The 19,562-nt window shown below is 68.5% G+C and carries 18 protein-coding genes; 11 read left to right on the top strand and 7 right to left on the bottom strand.

The features are described 5' to 3' along the window. Positions 1–112: 112 nt before the first annotated feature. The 3 genes from PARHAE_RS07985 to PARHAE_RS07975 form a co-directional block, all read right to left on the bottom strand. Positions 113–805 carry a 5'-nucleotidase, lipoprotein e(P4) family gene (locus PARHAE_RS07985; protein ID WP_126154078.1) on the bottom strand — a complete coding sequence of 231 codons (693 nt, stop codon included), beginning with the start codon at positions 803–805 and terminating at the stop codon, positions 113–115. Between the two features lie 53 nt (positions 806–858). Then, positions 859–2,109: an MFS transporter gene (locus PARHAE_RS07980; protein ID WP_126154077.1), complete on the bottom strand. Its 1,251-nt coding sequence runs from the start codon at positions 2,107–2,109 to the stop codon at positions 859–861. A gap of 116 nt (positions 2,110–2,225) precedes the next feature. After that, complete coding sequence (locus PARHAE_RS07975) at positions 2,226–2,819, bottom strand: LolA family protein (protein ID WP_126154076.1); 594 nt, start codon at positions 2,817–2,819, stop codon at positions 2,226–2,228. Between the two features lie 174 nt (positions 2,820–2,993). Between PARHAE_RS07975 and PARHAE_RS07970 the strand changes: the two genes are divergently transcribed. From PARHAE_RS07970 to PARHAE_RS07960, 3 genes are read left to right on the top strand one after another with little or no spacing between them, the layout of a single operon-like run. Continuing rightward, entirely contained in the window at positions 2,994–3,743 is a 750-nt protein-coding gene (locus tag PARHAE_RS07970) for an SDR family oxidoreductase (protein ID WP_126154075.1), read from the top strand. A 53-nt stretch (positions 3,744–3,796) separates the two neighbouring features. Next, positions 3,797–5,029, top strand: a complete 1,233-nt coding sequence (locus tag PARHAE_RS07965) for a putative DNA modification/repair radical SAM protein (protein WP_126154074.1) — start codon at positions 3,797–3,799, stop codon at positions 5,027–5,029. Continuing rightward, positions 5,029–6,435 (top strand): UdgX family uracil-DNA binding protein, encoded by a 1,407-nt coding sequence (locus PARHAE_RS07960; RefSeq protein ID WP_420899393.1) that lies wholly within the window; start codon positions 5,029–5,031, stop codon positions 6,433–6,435. The genes PARHAE_RS07965 and PARHAE_RS07960 overlap by 1 nt, the downstream gene beginning before the upstream one ends. Before the next feature lie 58 nt (positions 6,436–6,493). On the opposite strand, the gene PARHAE_RS07955 is transcribed toward PARHAE_RS07960, so the two are convergent. Both PARHAE_RS07955 and PARHAE_RS07950 read right to left on the bottom strand, forming a co-directional pair. Further along, complete coding sequence (locus PARHAE_RS07955) at positions 6,494–7,717, bottom strand: UbiH/UbiF/VisC/COQ6 family ubiquinone biosynthesis hydroxylase (RefSeq protein WP_126154072.1); 1,224 nt, start codon at positions 7,715–7,717, stop codon at positions 6,494–6,496. Then, positions 7,714–8,610 (bottom strand): SDR family oxidoreductase, encoded by an 897-nt coding sequence (locus PARHAE_RS07950; protein ID WP_126154071.1) that lies wholly within the window; start codon positions 8,608–8,610, stop codon positions 7,714–7,716. The genes PARHAE_RS07955 and PARHAE_RS07950 overlap by 4 nt, the downstream gene beginning before the upstream one ends. 92 nt (positions 8,611–8,702) lie before the next feature. Between PARHAE_RS07950 and PARHAE_RS07945 the strand changes: the two genes are divergently transcribed. The 3 genes from PARHAE_RS07945 to PARHAE_RS07935 all read left to right on the top strand — a co-directional run bounded on the left by PARHAE_RS07945 (position 8,703) and on the right by PARHAE_RS07935 (position 11,737). Then, positions 8,703–10,181 carry an AMP nucleosidase gene (locus tag PARHAE_RS07945; protein WP_126154070.1) on the top strand — a complete coding sequence of 493 codons (1,479 nt, stop codon included), beginning with the start codon at positions 8,703–8,705 and terminating at the stop codon, positions 10,179–10,181. A 148-nt stretch (positions 10,182–10,329) separates the two neighbouring features. Beyond that, positions 10,330–10,629, top strand: a complete 300-nt coding sequence (locus tag PARHAE_RS07940) for an HU family DNA-binding protein (protein WP_126154069.1) — start codon at positions 10,330–10,332, stop codon at positions 10,627–10,629. A 202-nt stretch (positions 10,630–10,831) separates the two neighbouring features. Continuing rightward, positions 10,832–11,737, top strand: a complete 906-nt coding sequence (locus PARHAE_RS07935; RefSeq protein ID WP_126154068.1) for a DMT family transporter — start codon at positions 10,832–10,834, stop codon at positions 11,735–11,737. Here the strand turns inward: PARHAE_RS07935 and PARHAE_RS07930 are convergent. Continuing rightward, positions 11,734–12,306: a glutathione S-transferase family protein gene (locus tag PARHAE_RS07930; RefSeq protein WP_126154067.1), complete on the bottom strand. Its 573-nt coding sequence runs from the start codon at positions 12,304–12,306 to the stop codon at positions 11,734–11,736. The genes PARHAE_RS07935 and PARHAE_RS07930 overlap by 4 nt on opposite strands. Before the next feature lie 63 nt (positions 12,307–12,369). Here PARHAE_RS07930 and PARHAE_RS07925 point away from each other — a divergent pair, with 63 nt between their 5' ends. The 5 genes from PARHAE_RS07925 to pdeM are packed head-to-tail and all read left to right on the top strand — an operon-like array spanning position 12,370 to position 18,681. Further along, entirely contained in the window at positions 12,370–13,074 is a 705-nt protein-coding gene (locus tag PARHAE_RS07925; RefSeq protein WP_126154066.1) for a helix-turn-helix transcriptional regulator, read from the top strand. Positions 13,075–13,104: 30 nt separating this feature from the next. Then, positions 13,105–14,097, top strand: coding sequence for a ligase-associated DNA damage response exonuclease (locus PARHAE_RS07920; protein ID WP_126154065.1), 993 nt, complete (start codon positions 13,105–13,107; stop codon positions 14,095–14,097). Next, complete coding sequence (locus PARHAE_RS07915) at positions 14,094–15,644, top strand: cisplatin damage response ATP-dependent DNA ligase (protein WP_126154064.1); 1,551 nt, start codon at positions 14,094–14,096, stop codon at positions 15,642–15,644. Before PARHAE_RS07920 ends, PARHAE_RS07915 begins: the two co-directional genes overlap by 4 nt. Further along, entirely contained in the window at positions 15,641–18,016 is a 2,376-nt protein-coding gene (locus PARHAE_RS07910; RefSeq protein ID WP_126154063.1) for a ligase-associated DNA damage response DEXH box helicase, read from the top strand. The genes PARHAE_RS07915 and PARHAE_RS07910 overlap by 4 nt, the downstream gene beginning before the upstream one ends. Then, positions 18,013–18,681, top strand: coding sequence for a ligase-associated DNA damage response endonuclease PdeM (gene pdeM / locus PARHAE_RS07905; protein WP_126154062.1), 669 nt, complete (start codon positions 18,013–18,015; stop codon positions 18,679–18,681). The genes PARHAE_RS07910 and pdeM overlap by 4 nt, the downstream gene beginning before the upstream one ends. Before the next feature lie 45 nt (positions 18,682–18,726). Here pdeM and PARHAE_RS07900 read toward each other — a convergent pair whose 3' ends face one another. Further along, the gene (locus PARHAE_RS07900; protein ID WP_126154061.1) at positions 18,727–19,464 is read right to left on the bottom strand and encodes an outer membrane protein; all 738 of its coding nucleotides are present in this window, start codon (positions 19,462–19,464) and stop codon (positions 18,727–18,729) included. Positions 19,465–19,562 lie beyond the last annotated feature (98 nt).

Raw genomic sequence — 19,562 nt, 5'->3', positions numbered from 1 at the left:
GAAAGCCCCGCATAAGATACGTCGTTAACGACGTCGCTATGCACGTGTCTTAGCCGATCACCCCACGCTCAGGCAGGCGGTGGCAACCGGGCGGTTACGATCCAACCTGGCATCAGCCCCGTCTGGGCGCATCCCAGGGGCGCAGTTCCGCCTCCATCCATGTCCCATGGGCGGCGTTCGGGAAGACGATCCAGTCCTCGCCGAAGCGGTCGGCGTGATCCTCGGCCAGGCGGTGCTGGTCTTCCAGCGTCGCGTCGGCGAAGCAGCCGTCGAAATCGTGCAGCGTGTCGCCCAGATGCAGGATGACGCGGTGGTCGCGTTCCACGGCGGCGCGGCGTTCGGCCTTGGGCGGGCCGAACAGCAGCACATGGTCGGCATGGACCTGCGGCAGGCCCAGGCGCGACAGCGTGGCGATGGTCGCCAGCTTGTTTTCCTCGAATCGGTCCGAGACGTAGAAGATCGTCACCCCCAGCCGGTCGGCCAGATGGAAGAAATCGGCCGCCCCCGGCAGCAGATGCGGCGCGCCCTCGCGTTCCCACAGCTTCCAGGTCTCGAACCCGTCCATGGCCTCGCCCAGGGTCATCGCATGGGCCATCACGGCAGTGTTGTCCAGGATCGTCTCGTCGATGTCGCTGACCACGGCCAGGCCCTTGCCGGTGCCGTTCGCCTGGACCGCCGCCTTCAGCCGCAGCGTCGCCAGGGCATAGCACTGGCGTTGCAGGGCCTTCACCTCGGCTGATCGTTGCTGATAGCGGATCGCGATGGCGCGTTCCGACGGGTGATGGCGGCGGGGCGGGGTGGTCATGGGCGAATCCTGTTCGTGGCGCGGCCGGACCCTAGAACCGCTGTCCGGTGGCGTCAAACCGCCGCAGCCGCCGCAGGCAGGCGGGACGGCGCTTCCCGCACCGGCAGGTGGATCAGCGCGCTCAGCGCGCCGACGCCCACCCCGACCCACCAGACCAGCGTATAATCGCCATGCGCGTCATACAGCGCGCCGCCCAGCCAGACGCCCAGGAACGACCCCAGCTGATGCGACAGGAACACGAAGCCGTAGAGCGTCCCCATATAGCGCAGCCCATAGATATAGGCGATCAATCCCGAGGTCAGCGGCACCGTCGCCAGCCACAGCGCGCCCATCACCGGCGAAAAGACGATGACGCTCAGCGGCGTGATCGGCAGCAGGATGAAGGCCGCCGCCGCGATGGTGCGCAGGGTATAGATCCCCGCCAGCAGGTATTTCTTGGTATAGCGCTTGCCCAGCCAGCCCGCGAGGATCGACCCGGCGATATTGGCCAGCCCGATCAGGCTGATCGCCGCCGCGCCCAGGGCGGACGTGGTGGTGATGCCGATGCTGGCCAGCGTGCCCATCGGACTGATCGGCCCGCACATTTCCGTCACCATGGCGGGAAAATGCGCGGTGATGAAGCCAAGCTGATAACCGCAGGAAAAGAACCCCACGAAGATCATCAGATAGGACGGGTCGCGGAAGGCACGGCCCAGGACGCTGCCCAGGCTTTCCTCCAACTCGTGGCGGCTGGCGGGCTTGCCGTCGCCCAGCATCGGCAGGAACAGCAGGCAGGACAGCACGATCGCGCCGAAGATCACGAACACCATCTGCCAGGAATAGAAACCCAGCAGAATCTCGGCCAGGGGGGCGCCGAAAACCTGTCCCGCCGATCCGGCGGCGGTGGCGATGCCCAGGGCCAGGCTGCGGTTGTCGTCGCTGGCGGCGCGCCCGACCACCGCCAGGATCACCCCGAAGCCGGTGCCCGCGATACCGAAGCCGACCATCACCTCCAGCAGCTGCATGGTGGCGGGCGTCGTCGCCATCGAGGTCAGGATCAGCCCGGCGGAATACAGGATTGCGCCCAGGATGATCGCCCAGCGGTCGCCCCAGCGTTCGGCAAGCGCGCCGAAGATCGGCTGGCCGATCCCCCAGGCCAGGTTCTGGATGGCGATGGCCAGCGAGAATTCCGCGCGCGGCCAGCCGAAATCGGCGGCGATGGGGATCTGGAACACGCCGAAACTGGCCCGCAGCGCGAAGTTGATCAGCAGGATCAGCGATCCGCCGACCAGGATGGGGGTGAAGAGGCGGGACTGGGTGGGCATGGCTGAACCTGCGCGGCGAAACGTCGCAGCCAGCGTTGGACCTGTCCCGCCCGAAGATCAAGCCCCTGCGGCGTGATGCAACCCATCAGCCGCCGTGATGGATCCGCCCCGACCGATCAGTTGCGCCGCGCCAGTTCGTTGTTGATCGAGAACTTGGACGCCGGGATCGACCCGCCCTCGCGCATCTCGCCCAGGATCACGGTGGTCTTCTGGCCACTGTCGTCGGTCACGACCCATTGGCGCAGCTGTGTCGGCCCGCCGGTGAAGACCATCTGGATGTTGCCGTATTGCGGGTTCTGCGGATCCTGCGCGGTCACCACCGTGGCGTTCTTCTGTTCGGTATGCGCCGTGACCATGTTCGCGCGGCCCAGGTTCACATTGGCGTCCAGGATGATCGACAGCGGCGTCTGCGACAGCGGATATTGCTGCGGCCCGCCCGATTTCGGATCGAACACCGCGACGTTTCCGCCCGACGCCATGACCAGCGTGTTGTCGTTGTTGTATTCGAACCGCACCCGTCCGGGCCGCTGGATATAGACCGTCCCGGTCGAGATCGAGCCGTCGGGATTGACCTGCGTGAACTCCGCCGTCGCCGTCGTCATCCGGTTGAGATAGCGCGACAATTCGTTCAGCGGGATCTTCTCGGCCAAGGCCGGAAGGGCAAGGCCAAGAACAAGGGCGGGCGCAAGGGCGAGCGATTTGATGTTCATGGCGCCGATCTTATCCTTTTCGCTTCGGGATGCACATCACGTCTGACGGATGGGCCGGGCGGCGAACGCTCTCGGCGGCGTGAGGGTTCCGGGCGGATGCCGCGCCCGATCCGCGCGCCCGCCCGGCCGCGAGCCGCGCTAGGCGAGGCACGGGCAATGAAAAAGGAGAGTCCCATGACTTTGCTGAAAGACAAGGTGGCGATCGTGACCGGCGCATCGGCGGGTATCGGTCGGGCGATCGCGCTGCTGTTCGCCGGACAGGGCGCGGCCGTGGTGCTGTGCGCCCGCCGCGCCGAGATGCTGGCGGATCTGGCCGGGCGGATCACCGCATCGGGCGGCCGGGCCGCCGCCGTGGCGGGGGATGTCTGCGACCCGGCCACCCATGACCGCCTGATTGCCTGTGCCGCCGACCGCTTCGGCGGGGTGGACATCGCGGTGAACAATGCCGGAATCGTCGGCGCGGTGAGGCCGCTGGCCGATCTGACGCCGCAGGACTGGCAGCCGGTCCTGGCCACCAACCTGACGGCCGCCTTCCTGGGCGCGCGAGCCCAGATTCCGGCGATGCTGGCGCGCGGGGGCGGGGCGATGGTCTTCACCTCCAGCTTCGTGGGCACCAGCGTCGGGTTGCCCGGCATGGCGGCCTATGGCGCGGCCAAGGCCGGGCTGATGGGTCTGGCCAAGGGCATCGCCGCCGATTACGGCGACCGGAACATCCGCGCCAATGCGCTGATCGTCGGCGGCACCGACACGGATCTGGCGGGCGACGCCCAGCAGCGCGCCTGGGCGGCGGGCCTGCACGCAATGAAGCGCATCGCCGACCCTACGGAGATCGCCCAGGCGGCGCTGTTTCTGTGCAGCCCGATGTCCAGTTTCGTCACCGGATCGGCGCTTTATGCCGATGGTGGCAATGCGGCGGTGAAGTGACGGCAAACATAGATCATGTTGAACGGAACATTCCGCGAACCTAGATTGTCCGCATGGCCCCGCGAACCTTGCAGCAGAAGCTCGCGATCCTGTCGGACGCGGCGAAATACGACGCCTCCTGCGCCAGCAGCGGCACGACCCGGCGCGATTCGCCGGCGGGCGGCATCGGTTCGACCGAAGGGATGGGGATCTGCCACGCCTATACCCCGGACGGGCGCTGCATCAGTCTGCTGAAGATCCTGATGACGAACTTCTGCATCTACGACTGCGCCTATTGCATCAATCGGGTCAGCAGCACCGTGGACCGCGCCCGCTTCACCCCGGACGAGGTCGTGACGCTGACGCTGGAATTCTATCGCCGCAACATGATCGAGGGGTTGTTCCTGTCCTCCGGCATCATCCGCAGCCCGGACGACACCATGTCGCAGATGGTGCGCATCGCCCGGACGCTGCGGGTGAATCACGGATTTCGCGGCTATATCCATCTGAAGACGATTCCCGACGCCTCGGCCGACCTGGTGGCGCAGGCGGGGCTGTTCGCCGACCGGCTGTCGGTGAACATCGAACTGCCGCAGGACGCCAGCATCCGCGAACTGGCGCCCGAAAAGCGGCCCGAGACGATCCGCGCCGCCATGGCCGATGTCCGCCTGTCGCGCGAGGCCGCGAAGGACCGGACCCATACTGGCAAGCGTCCGCCGCGTTTCGCCCCTGCGGGCCAGTCCACGCAGATGATCGTTGGCGCGGACGGCGCGACCGACCGCGACATCCTCAGGACATCGGCCAATCTCTATTCCGGCTATGACCTGAAGCGTGTCTATTATTCGGCTTTCAGTCCGATCCCGGATGCCTCGGCCGCGCTGCCGCTGATCAAGCCGCCCTTGATGCGCGAACATCGCCTGTATCAGGCCGACTGGCTGATGCGCTTCTATGGTTTCGAGGCCGAGGAGATCGGCGCGGCCCATCCCTCGGGCAACCTGGATCTGGCGATCGACCCCAAACTGGCCTGGGCCTTGGCGAACCGCGCGCAGTTTCCGGTCGATGTGGCGCGGGCAACCAGGGACATGCTGCTGCGGGTGCCCGGCTTCGGCACCAAAACGGTGACGCGGATCCTGGCCGCGCGGCGCAACGGGCCGGTGCGATACGCGGATCTGTTGCGGATGGGGGCGATCATGTCCAAGGCGCGGGCCTTCGTGACGCTGCCCGACTGGCATCCCGGCGCGCTGACCGACAGCGCGGGCCTACGCGCCCGCTTCGCGCCGCAGCCCGAACAGTTGCAACTGCTGTGATTCAGGTCGATCTGCCCCGCTTTGGCCGGTTCCAGGCCTGGCGCGACGCGGCCCGCCAGCTTGCAGGCAACCGTGTGGCGCCCGATCAGGTGGCCTGGGGGGATGCCGGGTTGTTCGGAACGGATCCGGTTCCGCCGCCCGGCCCGCATCCCGTGACGGCCAGCAACGAGTTTCTGGCCCTGGCCCAGACCGTGGCCAGCCATTCCGATCCCGAACGCTGGGCGCTGCTGTATGCGGCGCTGATCCGCTTGCAGCAGGACCGGCGCTTCATCGCCAATCCCGCCGATCCTTTGACCGACCGGCTGGCGCGGATGGCGAAATCCGTGCGCCGCGACATCCACAAGATGCACGCCTTCGTGCGCTTCCACGAACTGCCCGCGCAGGGGCCGCGCCGCAGCTTCGCCGCCTGGTTCGAACCCGAACATCCGATATTGGAAGCCGGGGCGCCCTTCTTCGTCCGCCGCTTCGCCGACATGGACTGGCTGATCGCCACACCCCAGGGACTCGCGTGCTTCGACGGCACGTTGAACTTCCAGCCGCCCGCGCCGCGCCCGACCCTGCCGCCGGATGCCAGCCACGACCTGTGGCAGACCTATTTCGCCAATATCTTCAACCCGGCCCGGATCAAGACCCAGGCGATGCGGTCGGAAATGCCGGTGAAATACTGGAAGAACCTGCCCGAAACCGGGCTGATCGCGCAGATGCTGGCCGACGCGCCGCGCCGGGTGCAGGCAATGCGAGACGCAGGCGCCACCGTCGCCCCCGCCTTCGCGGCCCGTGTCACGGCGCGCATCCGGCAGGCGCCCGACGACCGCCCGCCCGACACGCTGAACGCCGCCCGCCAGCAGGCCAGCCGCTGCACACGCTGCGATCTGTGCCACGCCGCGACCCAGACCGTCTGGGGCGAGGGCGATCCGTCGGCACCGCTGATGATCGTGGGCGAGGCGCCCGGCGATCACGAGGACCTGCAAGGCCGCCCTTTCGTCGGCCCGGCGGGTCAGTTGCTGCGGCAGACCATGGCGGGCGTGGGTCTCGACCCCGCGCAGGCTTGGCTAACCAATGCGGTGAAGCATTTCAAGTTCACCCCGCGTGGCAAGCGCCGCATCCACCAGAACCCCGCGACCGGAGAGATCCGGCACTGCAAATGGTGGCTGGACATTGAGCGCCGCTTCGTCCGGCCCCGCTTGACCGTGGCCCTGGGCGCGACCGCCGCCTTCGCGCTGACCGGCGACCGCGCCCCGCTGACCCCCCGGCGTGGCAGCGTCGAGACCGCGCTGGACGGCGGCCCGGTGCTGATCACCTGGCATCCCAGCCTGATCCTGCGGCTGGATCCGAAGCCGGCGGCGCAGGCGCGCCAGCAATTCGCCGCCGACCTCACGCAAGCCGCGCGCATGATGACCGCTTGAGCTTCACCTTTGCCCAAATACCCTGGGGGAGTCCCGAAGGGACGGGGGCAAGGCCCCCCTACAACGCCCGTCCCGTCAGCAGCCGCGGCATCAGATGGACCGACAGCCCCGCCGCCTGCCGCATGAAGCCGCGCCGCAGCGCAGGCACCGCGCTGACCGCCCCCATGCCAAGGCCCCGCGCCGCAGACAGGATCGGATTGGAACTGGCGAACAGCCGGTTCACCCCGTCCATGCCCAGGGCAAGGAATGTGCCGTCAAAGCGCCGCCAGCCCTGATAGCGTTCCAGCACCAGGTCCGATCCGATATCCTCGCCCCGCCGGGCGGCATCGACCAGAACCTCGGCCAGGGCGGCCACGTCGCGCAGCCCCAGGTTCAGCCCCTGTCCCGCGATGGGATGCACCCCATGCGCCGCGTCGCCGATCAGCGCCACGCGATCCGCGACATAGCGGTCGGCCAGCGACAGACTCAGCGGATAGGTGAAGCGCGAGCCCGCCAGTTCGATCCGGCCCAGGTAATCGCCGAAGCGCGGGCGCAGCACGTCAAGAAAGGCGTCGTCGGGCAGGGCGGCGATGGCGCGGGCATCGGCATGGGTCTCGGACCAGACGACGCTGCTGCGGTTGCCGGGCAGGGGCAGGATCGCCAGGGGGCCGTGGGCCATGAAATACTGCTGCGCGATGCCGTGATGCGGAAGGTCGTGCGCGATGGCGGCGACAAGCGCGGTCTGCCCGTAATCCCAGCCGCGCCGCCGGATCCCGGCCCGCGCCGCCACACCCGACCCGCGCCCGTCCGCGCCGACCAGCAGCCGCGCGCCGATCTGCCGGCCATCGGACAGCGTGACCGCGACCCCGCCGGGCGCGGGCCGGTGATCCGTCACCGACAGGCCCGGAAGATGCCGCACCCTGTCGCGCATCGCCGCCAGCAGCGCGCGATACAGGAACCGATCCTCCAGCATGAAGCCGACCGGGCCTTCCTCGATTTCGGCGCTGTCGAAATGCAGGAAGAAGGGCGCCGCACCCTCGCCCGGCTGGCCCTGGGATGCCTTGACCTGAAGGATCGGCTGGCTGTCCCCCGCCAGCCCGCCCCACAGCCCAAGCGCCTTCAGCAGCCGCTGGGACGCCACCGCCAGCGCATAGGCGCGCCCGTCGAAATTGTCGCCCGACCGCGCGTCGGCGGGGCGCGGATCGACCACGGCCACCCGCAGCCCGGCCCCCGCCAGGGCAAGGGCCAGCGTCGGGCCGTTCAGCCCGCCCCCGGCGATCAGCACATCCACATCGTCACTCATGCGCGCGGATCATGCACGGGCGCGGGGCGAAGTCCATGCGGCGTATCTTCGCCCGCCAGGATCGCCGCCAGGCCGCTGCGATAATCGGGATAGCGCAGCGCGACGCCCAGATCCCCTTTGATGCGCCGGTTCGAGACGCGCTTGCTGTCCTGATAGAAAGACCGGGCCATCGGCGTCATCTCGGCATCCTCGAAGGCGATTTCGGGCGGCGGCGGCAGGCCCAGCAGATCCGCCGCATGGGCCAGCACGTCCTGCGGCGGGGCCGGATCGTCGTCGCAGACATTATAGGCGGCGCCCGGAGCGGGACGGTCCAAGGACGCCAGCAGAACCTGGGCGATGTCCTCGGCATGGATGCGAGAGAAGATCTGGCCCGGCTTGACGATCCGGCGCGCGGTGCCGTTGCGGATCTTCTGGAACGGCCCGCGTCCGGGACCATAGATCCCCGCCAGCCGGAAGATATGCAGCGGCAGGCCCGCGCCATCGGCCAGGTCGCGCCAGGCGTGCTCGGCCCGGATGCGGGCCTGGCCGCGCGGGCCGGACCCGTCCAGAACGCTGTCCTCGTCCACCCAGCCGCCGTCGCGATCGCCATAAACCCCGGTCGTGGACAGATAGCCCAGCCAGCGCAGCCGGGCGCGGGCCAGATCGTCGCGGAACGCCGCCAGCACCGGATCGCCCTGCGGGCCGGGCGCGGTCGACACCAGCACCGCGTCGGCCTGGGCGATCTCCTCGCGCAGCCGCGCCTCTTCTCCGGGCCACAGGATCGGGGTCGCGCCCGCCGCCGCCACCCGGCCGGGATCGCCGCGCGTGGTGCCAAGCACCTGCCAGCCGCGCGCCCGCAGCAGCGGCGTCAGAAAACCGGCCGAATAGCCGTGACCGAAAACAAGCATCTTCATGACGCCAGCGTAACGGCCCCTGCCGCCCGGCGCCAGACGCTTGCCTGCGCGGGGCCGGGCTGGCAGGGTCGGGGGAAAGAAGGATAACAAGAATGGACACGGATTCCCGATACCTGCCCGTCGAAAGCCCTGATGCGCCGGGCCGCCGGCAATTCACCGATGCCGATGCCGCCGTCGCGCAGTTGCAGGATCTTTACGCCCAGTCGACGGGCTTCCTGCTGGATCGCTTCACCAAGGCGCTGGAGGGCGACAAGCCCGCCGCCCGGTTCCGCGCCTATTATCCCGAACTGCGCCTGACCGTGCCGACCCATCCGTCGGTCGATTCGCGCCTGTCCTTCGGGCATGTCGTGTCGCCCGGCAGCTATTCGGCGACGGTGACCCGGCCGGATCTGTTCGGCAATTACCTGCGCGAACAGATCGCGCTGCTGATGCGCAACCACGGCGTTCCGGTGACGGTGGGGATCAGCGACACGCCCATGCCGGTACACTTCGCCGTCGCCGCCCAAAGCGAACTGGCGGTGCCGCAGGAAGGCGTCCTTGATTTCAGCCTGCGCGACGTGTTCGACGTGCCGGATCTGAACACCATGAACGACGACATCGTGAACGGCGTCGCAGGCCCGATGGCGGACGGTTCGCTGCACCTGGCGGCCTTCACGGCGCAGCGCATCGACTATTCCCTGGCGCGGCTGCACCACTACACCGCCACCGCGGCCGAGCATTTCCAGAATTTCGTCCTGTTCACGAACTATCAGTTCTATGTCGACGAATTCGAGGCGTTCGGCCGTCGCGCCCTGGCCGATCCCTCGCTGGGATATGACAGCTTCGTGGCGCCGGGAAACCAGCAGATCTTCGAGGCCGACGCGCCGCTGGCGGCCTTGGCGAAGATGCCGCAGATGCCCGCCTATCACCTGAAGCGGGCGAACGGGCAGGGGATCACCCTGGTCAATATCGGCGTCGGCCCGTCGAACGCCAAGACGGCGACCGACCATATCGCGGTGCTGCGTCCCCATGCCTGGCTGATGGTCGGCCATTGCGCGGGGCTGCGCAATTCGCAGCGGCTGGGCGATTTCGTGCTGGCCCATGCCTATCTGCGCGAGGATCACGTCCTGGACGCCGACCTGCCCGTCTGGGTGCCGCTGCCCACCCTGTCCGAGGTCCAGGTCGCCTTGCAGGAGGCCGTGGCCGAGGTCACGCAGCTTGAGGGATACGAGCTGAAGCGGATCATGCGCACCGGCACCGTCGCCACCATCGACAACCGCAACTGGGAACTGCGCGACACCCCGATCCATCGCCTGTCGCTGTCGCGCGCCGTGGCGCTGGACATGGAAAGCGCCACCATCGCCGCCAACGGATTCCGCTTCCGGGTGCCTTACGGCACGCTTCTGTGCGTCAGCGACAAGCCGCTGCACGGCGAATTGAAGCTGCCGGGCATGGCCACCGATTTCTACCGCACCCAGGTCGCCAGCCACCTGCTGATCGGCATCCGCGCCATGGAAAAGCTGCGCGAGATGCCGCTGGAACGGATCCACTCGCGGAAATTGCGGTCCTTCCACGAGACGGCCTTCCTGTGACCCGGCGTCAACTGGCCGGGCGGCGCCTGCTTTCGCGGAAACGGGCGAAAAACGCTTGATCTGTTGGGCAAAACCGTGTGTAGCAGGCGATATGCCGAAAAAGGCGCTATTCGCAGCCCCCGAAAACCGGGCAAGAGGAGACAGATTCATGGCCACGCCATCCGCGAAACCGATGACCAAGACCCAGCTTGTCGCGACCCTGGCCGAGGAAATGGGTTCGGACAAGAAATCGGCCGCGGCCGCGCTGGACGCGATCGCCGCCGTCGTCAGCCGTGAAGTCGCCGCCGGCGGCTCGGTCACGATCCCCGGCATCGGCAAGATCGCCTGCCGCGCCCGCCCGGAACGCCAGGTCCGCAACCCGCAGACCCAGGAAATGATGACCAAGCCCGCCGACAAGCAGGTCAAGGTGACGGTCGCCAAGGCGCTGAAGGACAGCGTGAACAGCTGATTCCGGCGACATCGCGATCACAGGGCCGTGCCGGTGGGCGCGGCCTTTTTCGTTGTCTTGCAGGGATTCCTGAGGAATTGCATGGCGCGCGGCCGCAGCAATCCGGCGGGTCAGCGACGCCATCGGAATCCGCAGATGACCCTTCCCGCCGCCGCCTCGACCTGCTAGCCCTTCTGCATCATCTGCAAGACACGGGGCCAGAATGGACATTCGCGCGATCCTGATGGGGGTGTTCTTCGCGGTGATGTGGGCCTCGGCCTTTACCTCGACCCGGATGATCGTGACCGAGGTGCCGCCGCTGTTCGCCCTGGCCCTGCGCTTTTTGCTGTCCGGCGCTGCGGGCGTCGTCATCGCCCTGTTGATGGGCGAGACCTGGCGCGCCCTGACCCGCGCGCAGTGGCGGGCGGTGGTGATCCTGGGGCTGTGCCAGAACGCGCTGTATCTGGGCCTCAACTGGGTGGCGATGCAGTGGATCGAGGCGGGGCTGGCCTCGATCATCGCGGCCACCATGCCGCTGATCGTGGCCCTGCTGGGCTGGATGCTGATGGGCGAACGGCTGCGCCCGCTGGGGGTCGCGGGCCTGGCCCTGGGGCTGGCCGGGGTGGCGATCATCATGGGCGCGCGGCTGCAAGGCGGCGGCAGCGACCCGGTGGGCATCCTGATGTGCTTTGCCGCCGCCCTGGCCCTGGCCGTCGCCACGCTGACCGTGCGGGGCGCCAGTTCCGGCGGCAATGTGATGATGATCGTCGGCCTGCAAATGCTGGTCGGATCGGCGACCCTGTGGGTGATCGCCCCGATCGTCGAGGATTGGCATGTCGATTACACCCCCCGTCTGGTCTGGGCGTTTCTTTATACGGTGATCGTGCCCGGCCTTGTGGCGACCTGGGTCTGGTTCAAGCTGGTCGGCCGGATCGGCGCCGTGCGGGCCGCGACCTTCCATTTCCTGACGCCGTTCTTCGGCGTCGCGACCGGGGCGCTGCTGCTGGGCGAACAGCTTGCCATGGGCGACGTGATCGGCGTGGGCGTGATCATGGCGGGCATCCTGGCCGTGCAGCTGTCCAAGGCGCCCGCGCCCGTGGTCCCGGTCAGGCGCCCGCCGCCCGCCTAGGCGGGCTGCATCCGTGAAGAACACCGTTCGACCCAGGCCCTCACCGTCGGCGTCACCGGCATCATCTCGCCAAAGAAGATGAACGGCGAGGCGCAGAGCAGATCGGCGGCGGAGAAATCCTGCCCTAGCAGAAACGGCTGGTCCGTCACCGCCTCCTCGATCCGCCGGACCATCGTGTCGTAATCGCGGAAGGTCGCCTGGATGGCGGGATGGTCAATCTTCAGGTGATGCAGCAGGCCTACCGGCTCGATCACGCCTTGGTAATAGAACAGCCAGGACAGAAAGGCGCCGCGCTGCGGATCGCCGACCGGGCGGCCCAGCCCGCTTTCGGGAAAACGGTCGGTCAGCCAGGCGATGATCGCGCCGCGTTCGCGGACATGATCGTCGCCGTCGACCAGATAGGGCACCTTGCCCTCGGGGTGGGGATTCCTGGGGTCGCGGGCGCCGCTGCCGTCCTGGCGGGGAATCGTCACCTCGACGATGTCGATGCGGGCGCGGATGCCCATCAGGTCGATCAGCGTGACGATGGTATCCGAACGGCTTTGCGGGGCGTGGTAAAGCGTGGGCATGGGCTTGTCTCCAGGTTTGCTGTGGCGGCAGGATAGCGCAAAGCCCTGACAGAAAGTGGCAGCATGGCCCGCACCGACCGCCTGATGCGCCTGATGGACAGGCTGCGCCGCCTGCCCGCGCCCGTGACCGCAACGCGGCTGGCGGCCGAGACGGGCGTATCCCCGCGCCAGCTTTACCGCGACATCGCCACGCTGCGCGCGGGCGGCGCGCTGATCGACGGGGCGGCGGGGCTGGGATACACCCTGACCGAGGATCCGGCCCTGCCGCCGCAGAGCTTTTCCCGGCTTGAGATCGAGGCCCTGCGGCTGGCCGTCGAATCGCTGGCGGGGGTGGGCGATGCGGAACTGGTCCAGGCGGGACGCGACGCCCTGGCGCGGATCGTGGCGACGCTGCCGGAACGCCAGGCCCGCCAGGCGCTGCACGCGGTCATGCGCTGTTTCCTGCAAACCCCCGACCGTCCGGCGCCGCAGGTCGATCTGGGCCTGATCCGGGCGGCCTGCTGGGACGAGCAGGCGCTGCGGATCGACTATGCCGATTTGGCGGGCCAGCGGACGCAGCGGGTGATCTGGCCGCTGGGCCTGTCCTATTCCGACCGCTCGCTGATGCTGCTGGCGCATTGCCGGTTGCGGATGGATTACCGCGTCTTCCACGTCAACCGCATCGCGGCGGCCAGCCCGACGGGCGACAGCTTCCGCCCGCATCGGGTGGCGATGGTGCGCGACTTTGCCCGGACGCGCGGGGAACGGGGCGCATCGGCGCAGCGTTGATTTTCATGGAATGTTCACCATCTTGGACCCATGCGCGCCGATCAGATCCTGCACCCCACGCCGGCCGGGCTTTATTGCCCCCCCGGTGATTTCCACATCGACCCGATCCGCCCGGTGTCGCGCGCGCTGATCACGCATGGCCATGGCGACCACGCCCGGTCGGGCCATGGCGCGGTGATGGCGACGCGGCAGACGCTGGACATCATGGCGATCCGCTATGGCGAGGACTTCGCGGGCAAGATCCAGGCGGCGGACGGTCCGGTGCGGATCGGCGACACCACGGTCAGCTTCCATCCCGCCGGGCATATCCTGGGATCGGCGCAGATCGCCGTGCAGCCCGACGCCGGGCCGAAGATCGTGGTGTCCGGCGATTACTGCCGCCATCCCAACCCGGTCAGCGCGCCTTACGAACCCGTGCCCTGCGACATCTTCGTGACCGAGGCGACCTTCGGCCTGCCGGTCTTCAAGCATCCCGACCCGGCGCAAGAGATGGCGCGGCTGCTGGCCAGCATGGCCGAATTCCCCGAACGGCCCCACCTGATCGGCGCCTATGCCCTGGGTAAGGCGCAGCGGCTGATCATGCTGGCCCGCGCGGCCGGCCTCGACGGCCCCATCGCCATCCACGGCGCGCTGCAACGGCTGTGCGATTACCACGTGGCCCAAGGCATCGACCTTGGCCCGCTGGTTCCCGCCACCGCCGACAAGGTCGATGCGCAGCTGGTGATCGCCCCGCCATCCGCCTTTGCCAGCGCCTGGGTGCAGCGGTTCCGCGACCCGGTGATCGGCTTCGCCTCGGGCTGGATGGCGGTGCGGGCGCGGGCGCGGCAGCGGGGCGTCGAACTGCCCCTGGTCATCAGCGACCATGTGGACTGGCCGCAGGTCACGCAGACCATTACCGAGCTTGCCCCACAGGAAGTCTGGATCACCCACGGGGCCGAGGACGGATTGCTGCGCTGGTGCGAAATCCAGGGCATCCCCGCCCGCCCGTTGCGTCTGGTCGGATACGAGGACGAGCCGGAATGAGGGCTTTCGCCACCCTGCTGGAACGCCTGGCCTTCACCCCCGCGCGCAACGCCAAGCTGCGGCTGTTGCGGCATTACCTGGAAGCCACGCCCGACCCGGATCGCGGCTTTGCCCTGGCCGCGCTGACCGGCGATCTGAAGCTGCGCACCGTGACGCCCGGCCTGCTGCGCGGGCTGATGGTCGAACGCGTGGACGGACAGCTTTTCGCGCTGTCCTATGATTTCGTGGGCGACTTGGCGGAAACCATCGCGCTGCTGTGGAACAGCGACCGGGACCAGGACGTGCCCCTGCATCAGGCGGTCGCCCTGCTGTCGGAAACCGGCAAGGCGGGCCTTCCCGCCGCCATCGCCGCAATGCTGGATCGTCTGGGGCCGTCGCAGCGGCTGGCCTTTCTGAAGCTGGCGACCGGCAATATGCGCGTCGGCCTGTCCGCCCGGATGGCCCGGATGGCCCTGGCCGAGATGGGCGCCCCCGACGTGGCCGCCATCGAGGAAATCTGGCATGGCTTGACGCCCCCCTATGAACCGCTGTTCCACTGGATCGCGGGCGGGACGCGGCCCGAACATGCGGCCAAGGCCCCGTTCCGCCCGGTGATGTTGTCCACGCCGGTCGATCTGGACCAGCTTCGGGCTTTCGACCCCGCCGATTACGTCGCGGAATGGAAATGGGACGGCATCCGCGTGCAGGCGATCAACGATGCGGGCACCCGCCGCCTGTATTCCCGCACCGGAGAGGATATCAGCGACAGCTTTCCCGACCTGATCGAGGCGCTGAATTTCGACGGCGCCCTGGACGGTGAACTGCTGGTCCGGCGCGGGGATGACGTTGCGGTGTTCGGCGACCTGCAAAAGCGCCTGGGCCGCAAGCAGGTCGGGCGCGGGATGCTGGACAGCCATCCGGCCGGGATGCGGGTCTATGATGCGATGATCTGGCAGGGCCGCGATCTGCGCGACCTGCCGCTGGCCGAACGCCGCGCCGTGCTGGAGGGCGCGGATTTCGGCAGCGACCGCATCGACCTGTCGCCGCTGCTGGACTTTGCCACCTGGGACGACCTGGCCGCGCTGCGCGCCGATCCGCCCGCCCCGGTGATCGAGGGCGTGATGATCAAGCGCCGCGACAGCGCCTATGTCGGCGGCCGCCCGCGCGGGCCGTGGTTCAAGTGGAAGCGCGACCCGCATGTCGTCGATGCGGTGCTTCTGTATGCGCAGCGGGGCCATGGCAAGCGGTCGGGATTTTACAGCGATTTCACCTTTGGCCTGTGGGACGGCAACCAGCTGGTGCCGGTCGGCAAGGCCTATTTCGGCTTTACGGACGAGGAGTTGCGCGAACTGGACCGCTTCGTCAGGAACAACACCGTCGAACGCTTCGGCCCCGTCCGATCGGTCGCGCCGAAGCTGGTGCTGGAGGTCGCGTTCGAGGGGCTGAACGCCTCCGGCCGCCACAAATCGGGCGTGGCGATGCGCTTTCCCCGCATCAGCCGGATCCGCTGGGACAAGCCGGTGTCCGAGGCGGACCACCTGTCCACCCTGAAGGCGATGATCGCGTGAGCCTGCCGCCCGATTTCCAGGACTGGTTCGCCCGGCAGGGCTGGCAACCCCATCCGCACCAGATCGCGCTGCTGGAGGCCAAGGGCGACACGCTGCTGATCGCGCCGACCGGCGGCGGCAAGACGCTGGCCGGTTTCCTGCCCTCGCTGGTCGATCTGAAGGACGGGCACAGGGGGCTGCACACGCTCTATGTCTCGCCCTTGAAGGCGCTGACGGCGGATATCGCCCGCAACCTGGCGCGCCCGGTGGCCGAACTGAACCTGCCTGTGCGGGTCGAGGATCGGACCGGCGACACGCGGTCCTCGCAGCGCGCGCGGCAGCGGGTCGATCCGCCGCAGATCCTGCTGACCACGCCGGAATCGCTGGCGCTGATGCTGTCCTATGAACAGGCGCCGCAGATCTTCGGCAGCGTCCGCCGGGTGGTGCTGGACGAATTGCACGCCCTGGCCGAAAACAAGCGCGGCGACCAGTTGATGCTGTGCCTGGCCCGCCTGCGCAGCCTGTCGCCGGGCCTGATCGCCACGGGCCTGTCCGCGACGGTCGAGGATCCGAGCGCCCTGGCCGATTTCATGGGCGGCGCCACGGTGATCCAGGCCGATCCCGGCCCGGAACCCGACATCGCCATGCTGGCGACCGCGCGTCCCGCGCCCTGGTCGGGCGGCGGCGGCCATTATGCGGTGCCCGAGGTTCTGGACCAGATCCGGCAGGCCCGCACCACGATCATCTTCATCAACACGCGCGCCCAGGCGGAACTGTTCTTCCAGGCCCTGTGGGCGGCGAATGACGACAACCTGCCCATCGGCCTGCATCACGGCAGCCTGGCCCGAGAGGCGCGGCAGCGGGTCGAGGCTGCGATGGCGGCGGGTGAATTGCGCGCCGTGGTGGCGACCGGCAGCCTGGATCTGGGCATCGACTGGGGCGCGGTCGATCTGGTGATCCAGGTCGGCGCGCCCAAGAACGTCAAGCGGCTGGTCCAGCGGATCGGGCGGGCGAACCACCGCTATAACGCGCCCAGCCGCGCCCGGATCGTGCCCGCAAACCGCTTCGAGGTGATCGAATGCGTCGCCGCGCTTGAGGCCGTCCACGAACACGACCTTGACGGCGACCCGCGCGGCCCTGGCCCGCTGGACGTGCTGTGCCAGCATATCCTGTTGACGGCCTGCGCCGGTCCCTTCGACGCCGACGCGCTGTTCCGCGAAGTCCGAACCGCCGGTCCCTATCGCGGCCTGACCCGCGCGCAGTTCGACGACACCCTGGATTTCGCGGCGACCGGGGGTTACGCCCTGCGCGCCTATGACCGCTGGCAGCGGTTGATGCAACGCGACGGGCTGTGGCGGCTGCGCGATCCGCGCGCCGCCCGCGACCTGCGCATGAATGTCGGCACCATCGTCGAGGCCGAGATGCTGAAGGTCCGGCTGCGCGGACGCGGCGGCGTGCCGCTGGGCGAGGTCGAGGAAAGCTTCGCCGCGACCCTGGTGCCGGGCGACACCTTCCTGATCGGCGGGCAGACCGTCCGCTATGACGCGATGCGCGAAATGGTGATCGAGGTGACGAAGCAGCCGACCCGCCAGCCTCGGATCGCGGTCTATTCGGGGCTGAAGCTGGCGACCTCGACCCAGTTGTCGCATCGGGTCCAGGCGCTGATCGGCGATCCCGCGCGCCATTGGGTGCTGCCGCCCGACACCGCCGATTGGCTGGCTCTTCAGGATCGGATCAGCGTCCTGCCGCGCCCCGGCGTGCTGGTCAGCGAAAGCTTTCCGTTCCAGGGCAAGTGGCATTTCGCGCTGTACGGTTTTGCCGGGCGCAATGCGCTGCAAACCCTGGGCCTGCTGATGACCCGGATGATGGAGGAGGCGGGTCTTGGCCCTTTGGGCTTCATCGCCACCGATTACGCGCTGCTGATCTGGTCGCTGGATCCCGTCGCCGATCCCGCGCCGCTGCTGGACCGCGACGGCTTGCGCGCGGGCCTGGGCGACTGGCTGGCGGGCAACGCGGTGATGAAGCGGACCTTCCGCAACGTCGCCATCATCTCGGGCCTGATCCAGCGGAACATGCCGGGCGGGCGCCGGTCGGGCAAGCAGGCGACCTTTTCCAGCGACATCCTTTACGATACCCTGCGCCGCTATGACCCCGACCACCTGCTGTTGCGGATCACCGCCGACGAGGCGCGGCGGGGTCTTGTCGATTTCGACCGGATCGAGGAGATGCTGGACCGTTCCCCGCAGATCGACCACCGCATGACGGGCCGCGTCACCCCGCTGGCGGCGCCCCTGCTGCTGGAATACGGCCGGGTGCCGATCAGCGGCGCGGGCCGCGAACGCCTGGCCGAAGCCGAGGCCGCCGCCCTGATGGCCGAGGCGGGCTTGGCGTGAGTTACGGCTTCGACTTCGCGGGGCAGTCCTTGCAGGCCCGGCCGTCCGGCGCGCTGTTCTGGCCCGACCGCAGCTGGCTGGTAGTCGCCGACCTGCATCTGGGAAAATCCGAACGCATGGCCCGGCGGGGCGGGTCGCTGCTGCCGCCTTACGAGGTGCTGGCGACGCTTGACCGGCTGGAGGCCGAGATCGCCGCCACCGATCCCGCCTGCGTGGTCAGCCTGGGCGATGGCTTCGACGACGACGCGGCCGCTCTGGCGCTGCCCGATATGCTGTGCGACCGGCTGCACGGCATGGCGCGGGGCCGCCGCTGGACCTGGGTCAGCGGCAACCACGACCCGTCCCCCGTCTGCCCGCGTCTGCCGGGGGAAACGGTGGCGGAACTGACCGACGGTCTGGTGCTGCGCCACCAGGCCGGGCCGGGACCGGACGTGTCGGGCCATTTCCATCCCTGCATCCGGCTGGCCGGAGAGCGGCGGCGCTGTTTCCTGATCGGCCCGGACCACCTGATCCTGCCCGCCTTCGGGGCCTATACCGGCGGGCTGGCCATCGACAGCCCGGCGCTGTCGGCCTTGGTGCCGCGGGGTCTGGCCATCGCCTGCGGCGGGACGCGGGCGCTGCCGGTTCCGGTCGGCACGACCCTGCGCAGGGGGCATCGGGCATGAAAAAGGCCGGGCGGCCCTGCGCCTCCGGCCCTTTGCGCCGCAGCGTCAGAAGCTGAAGTTCACGCCGGCCTTGATGTTGTGATGTTCGGGCGTGGCGCGGGTCAGCACCTCGGCGGTGGTGTTGTCGAAGGTCAGGTCCGTCTTGCCGAAGTTGCGGTATTGCCATTCGGCAAAGACCGCCAGGTTTGGCCGGACCTTGCGTTCGACGCCAAGGCCCACGGAATAGCCGCCTGCACTGTACCCTTCGGTCGTCGTCCCACCGGCGTCCGACATTTCATAGTCGAAATCGCCATGAACCGCGCCGACCGTCCCATAGACCAGGGTCCGGGGATCGACCGCATAGCCGGTCTTGAGGTGCAGGCCGATGATGTAATTGACCGAGGATTCCACGGTAATGCCGTCCAGGGAAACGTCGTCCGCAGCATCGACGCTGCCGCCTTCCAGCCACACTTCCGGGCCGAACACCCAGTTGTTGCGCTGCCAGCGGTAACCTGCGTGAACGCCCGCCGTCACCCCCTTGACGTCTACCGACCCAAGGCCCGGATTGCGTTCGATCAGGCTGTCGCCGTCATAGAAATCCAGCCCGACCTCGTCATCGGCGCCGAAGCTGTAGCCCAGCGAGCCGCCGACATAAGGGCCGGTCCAATCGTCGCGGGCGGTTTCGACCACCGGCGCGGCGACTGCGGGTTCCACGACCGGGGCGGCGAAGCCGCCTGCCAGGGCGCCGGACGCAGCCGACAGGCTTCCCACTGCGCAGGTCGCAAGAACGGCGGTGTAACGCATGACCAGATCCTCAACTGATAAAAACACCCGCCGGGCGGGCCGGCACTGATGGCGAAGGCCATAGCGCCAGCCTTCCGCTGCGGCAACCACGAGTTGAT

Source organism: Paracoccus haematequi (genome assembly GCF_900631945.1).
GTDB lineage: Bacteria > Pseudomonadota > Alphaproteobacteria > Rhodobacterales > Rhodobacteraceae > Paracoccus > Paracoccus haematequi_A.
Note: the sequence above shows the minus strand (reverse complement) of the source record. Positions and strands in the feature narration are given on the sequence as shown.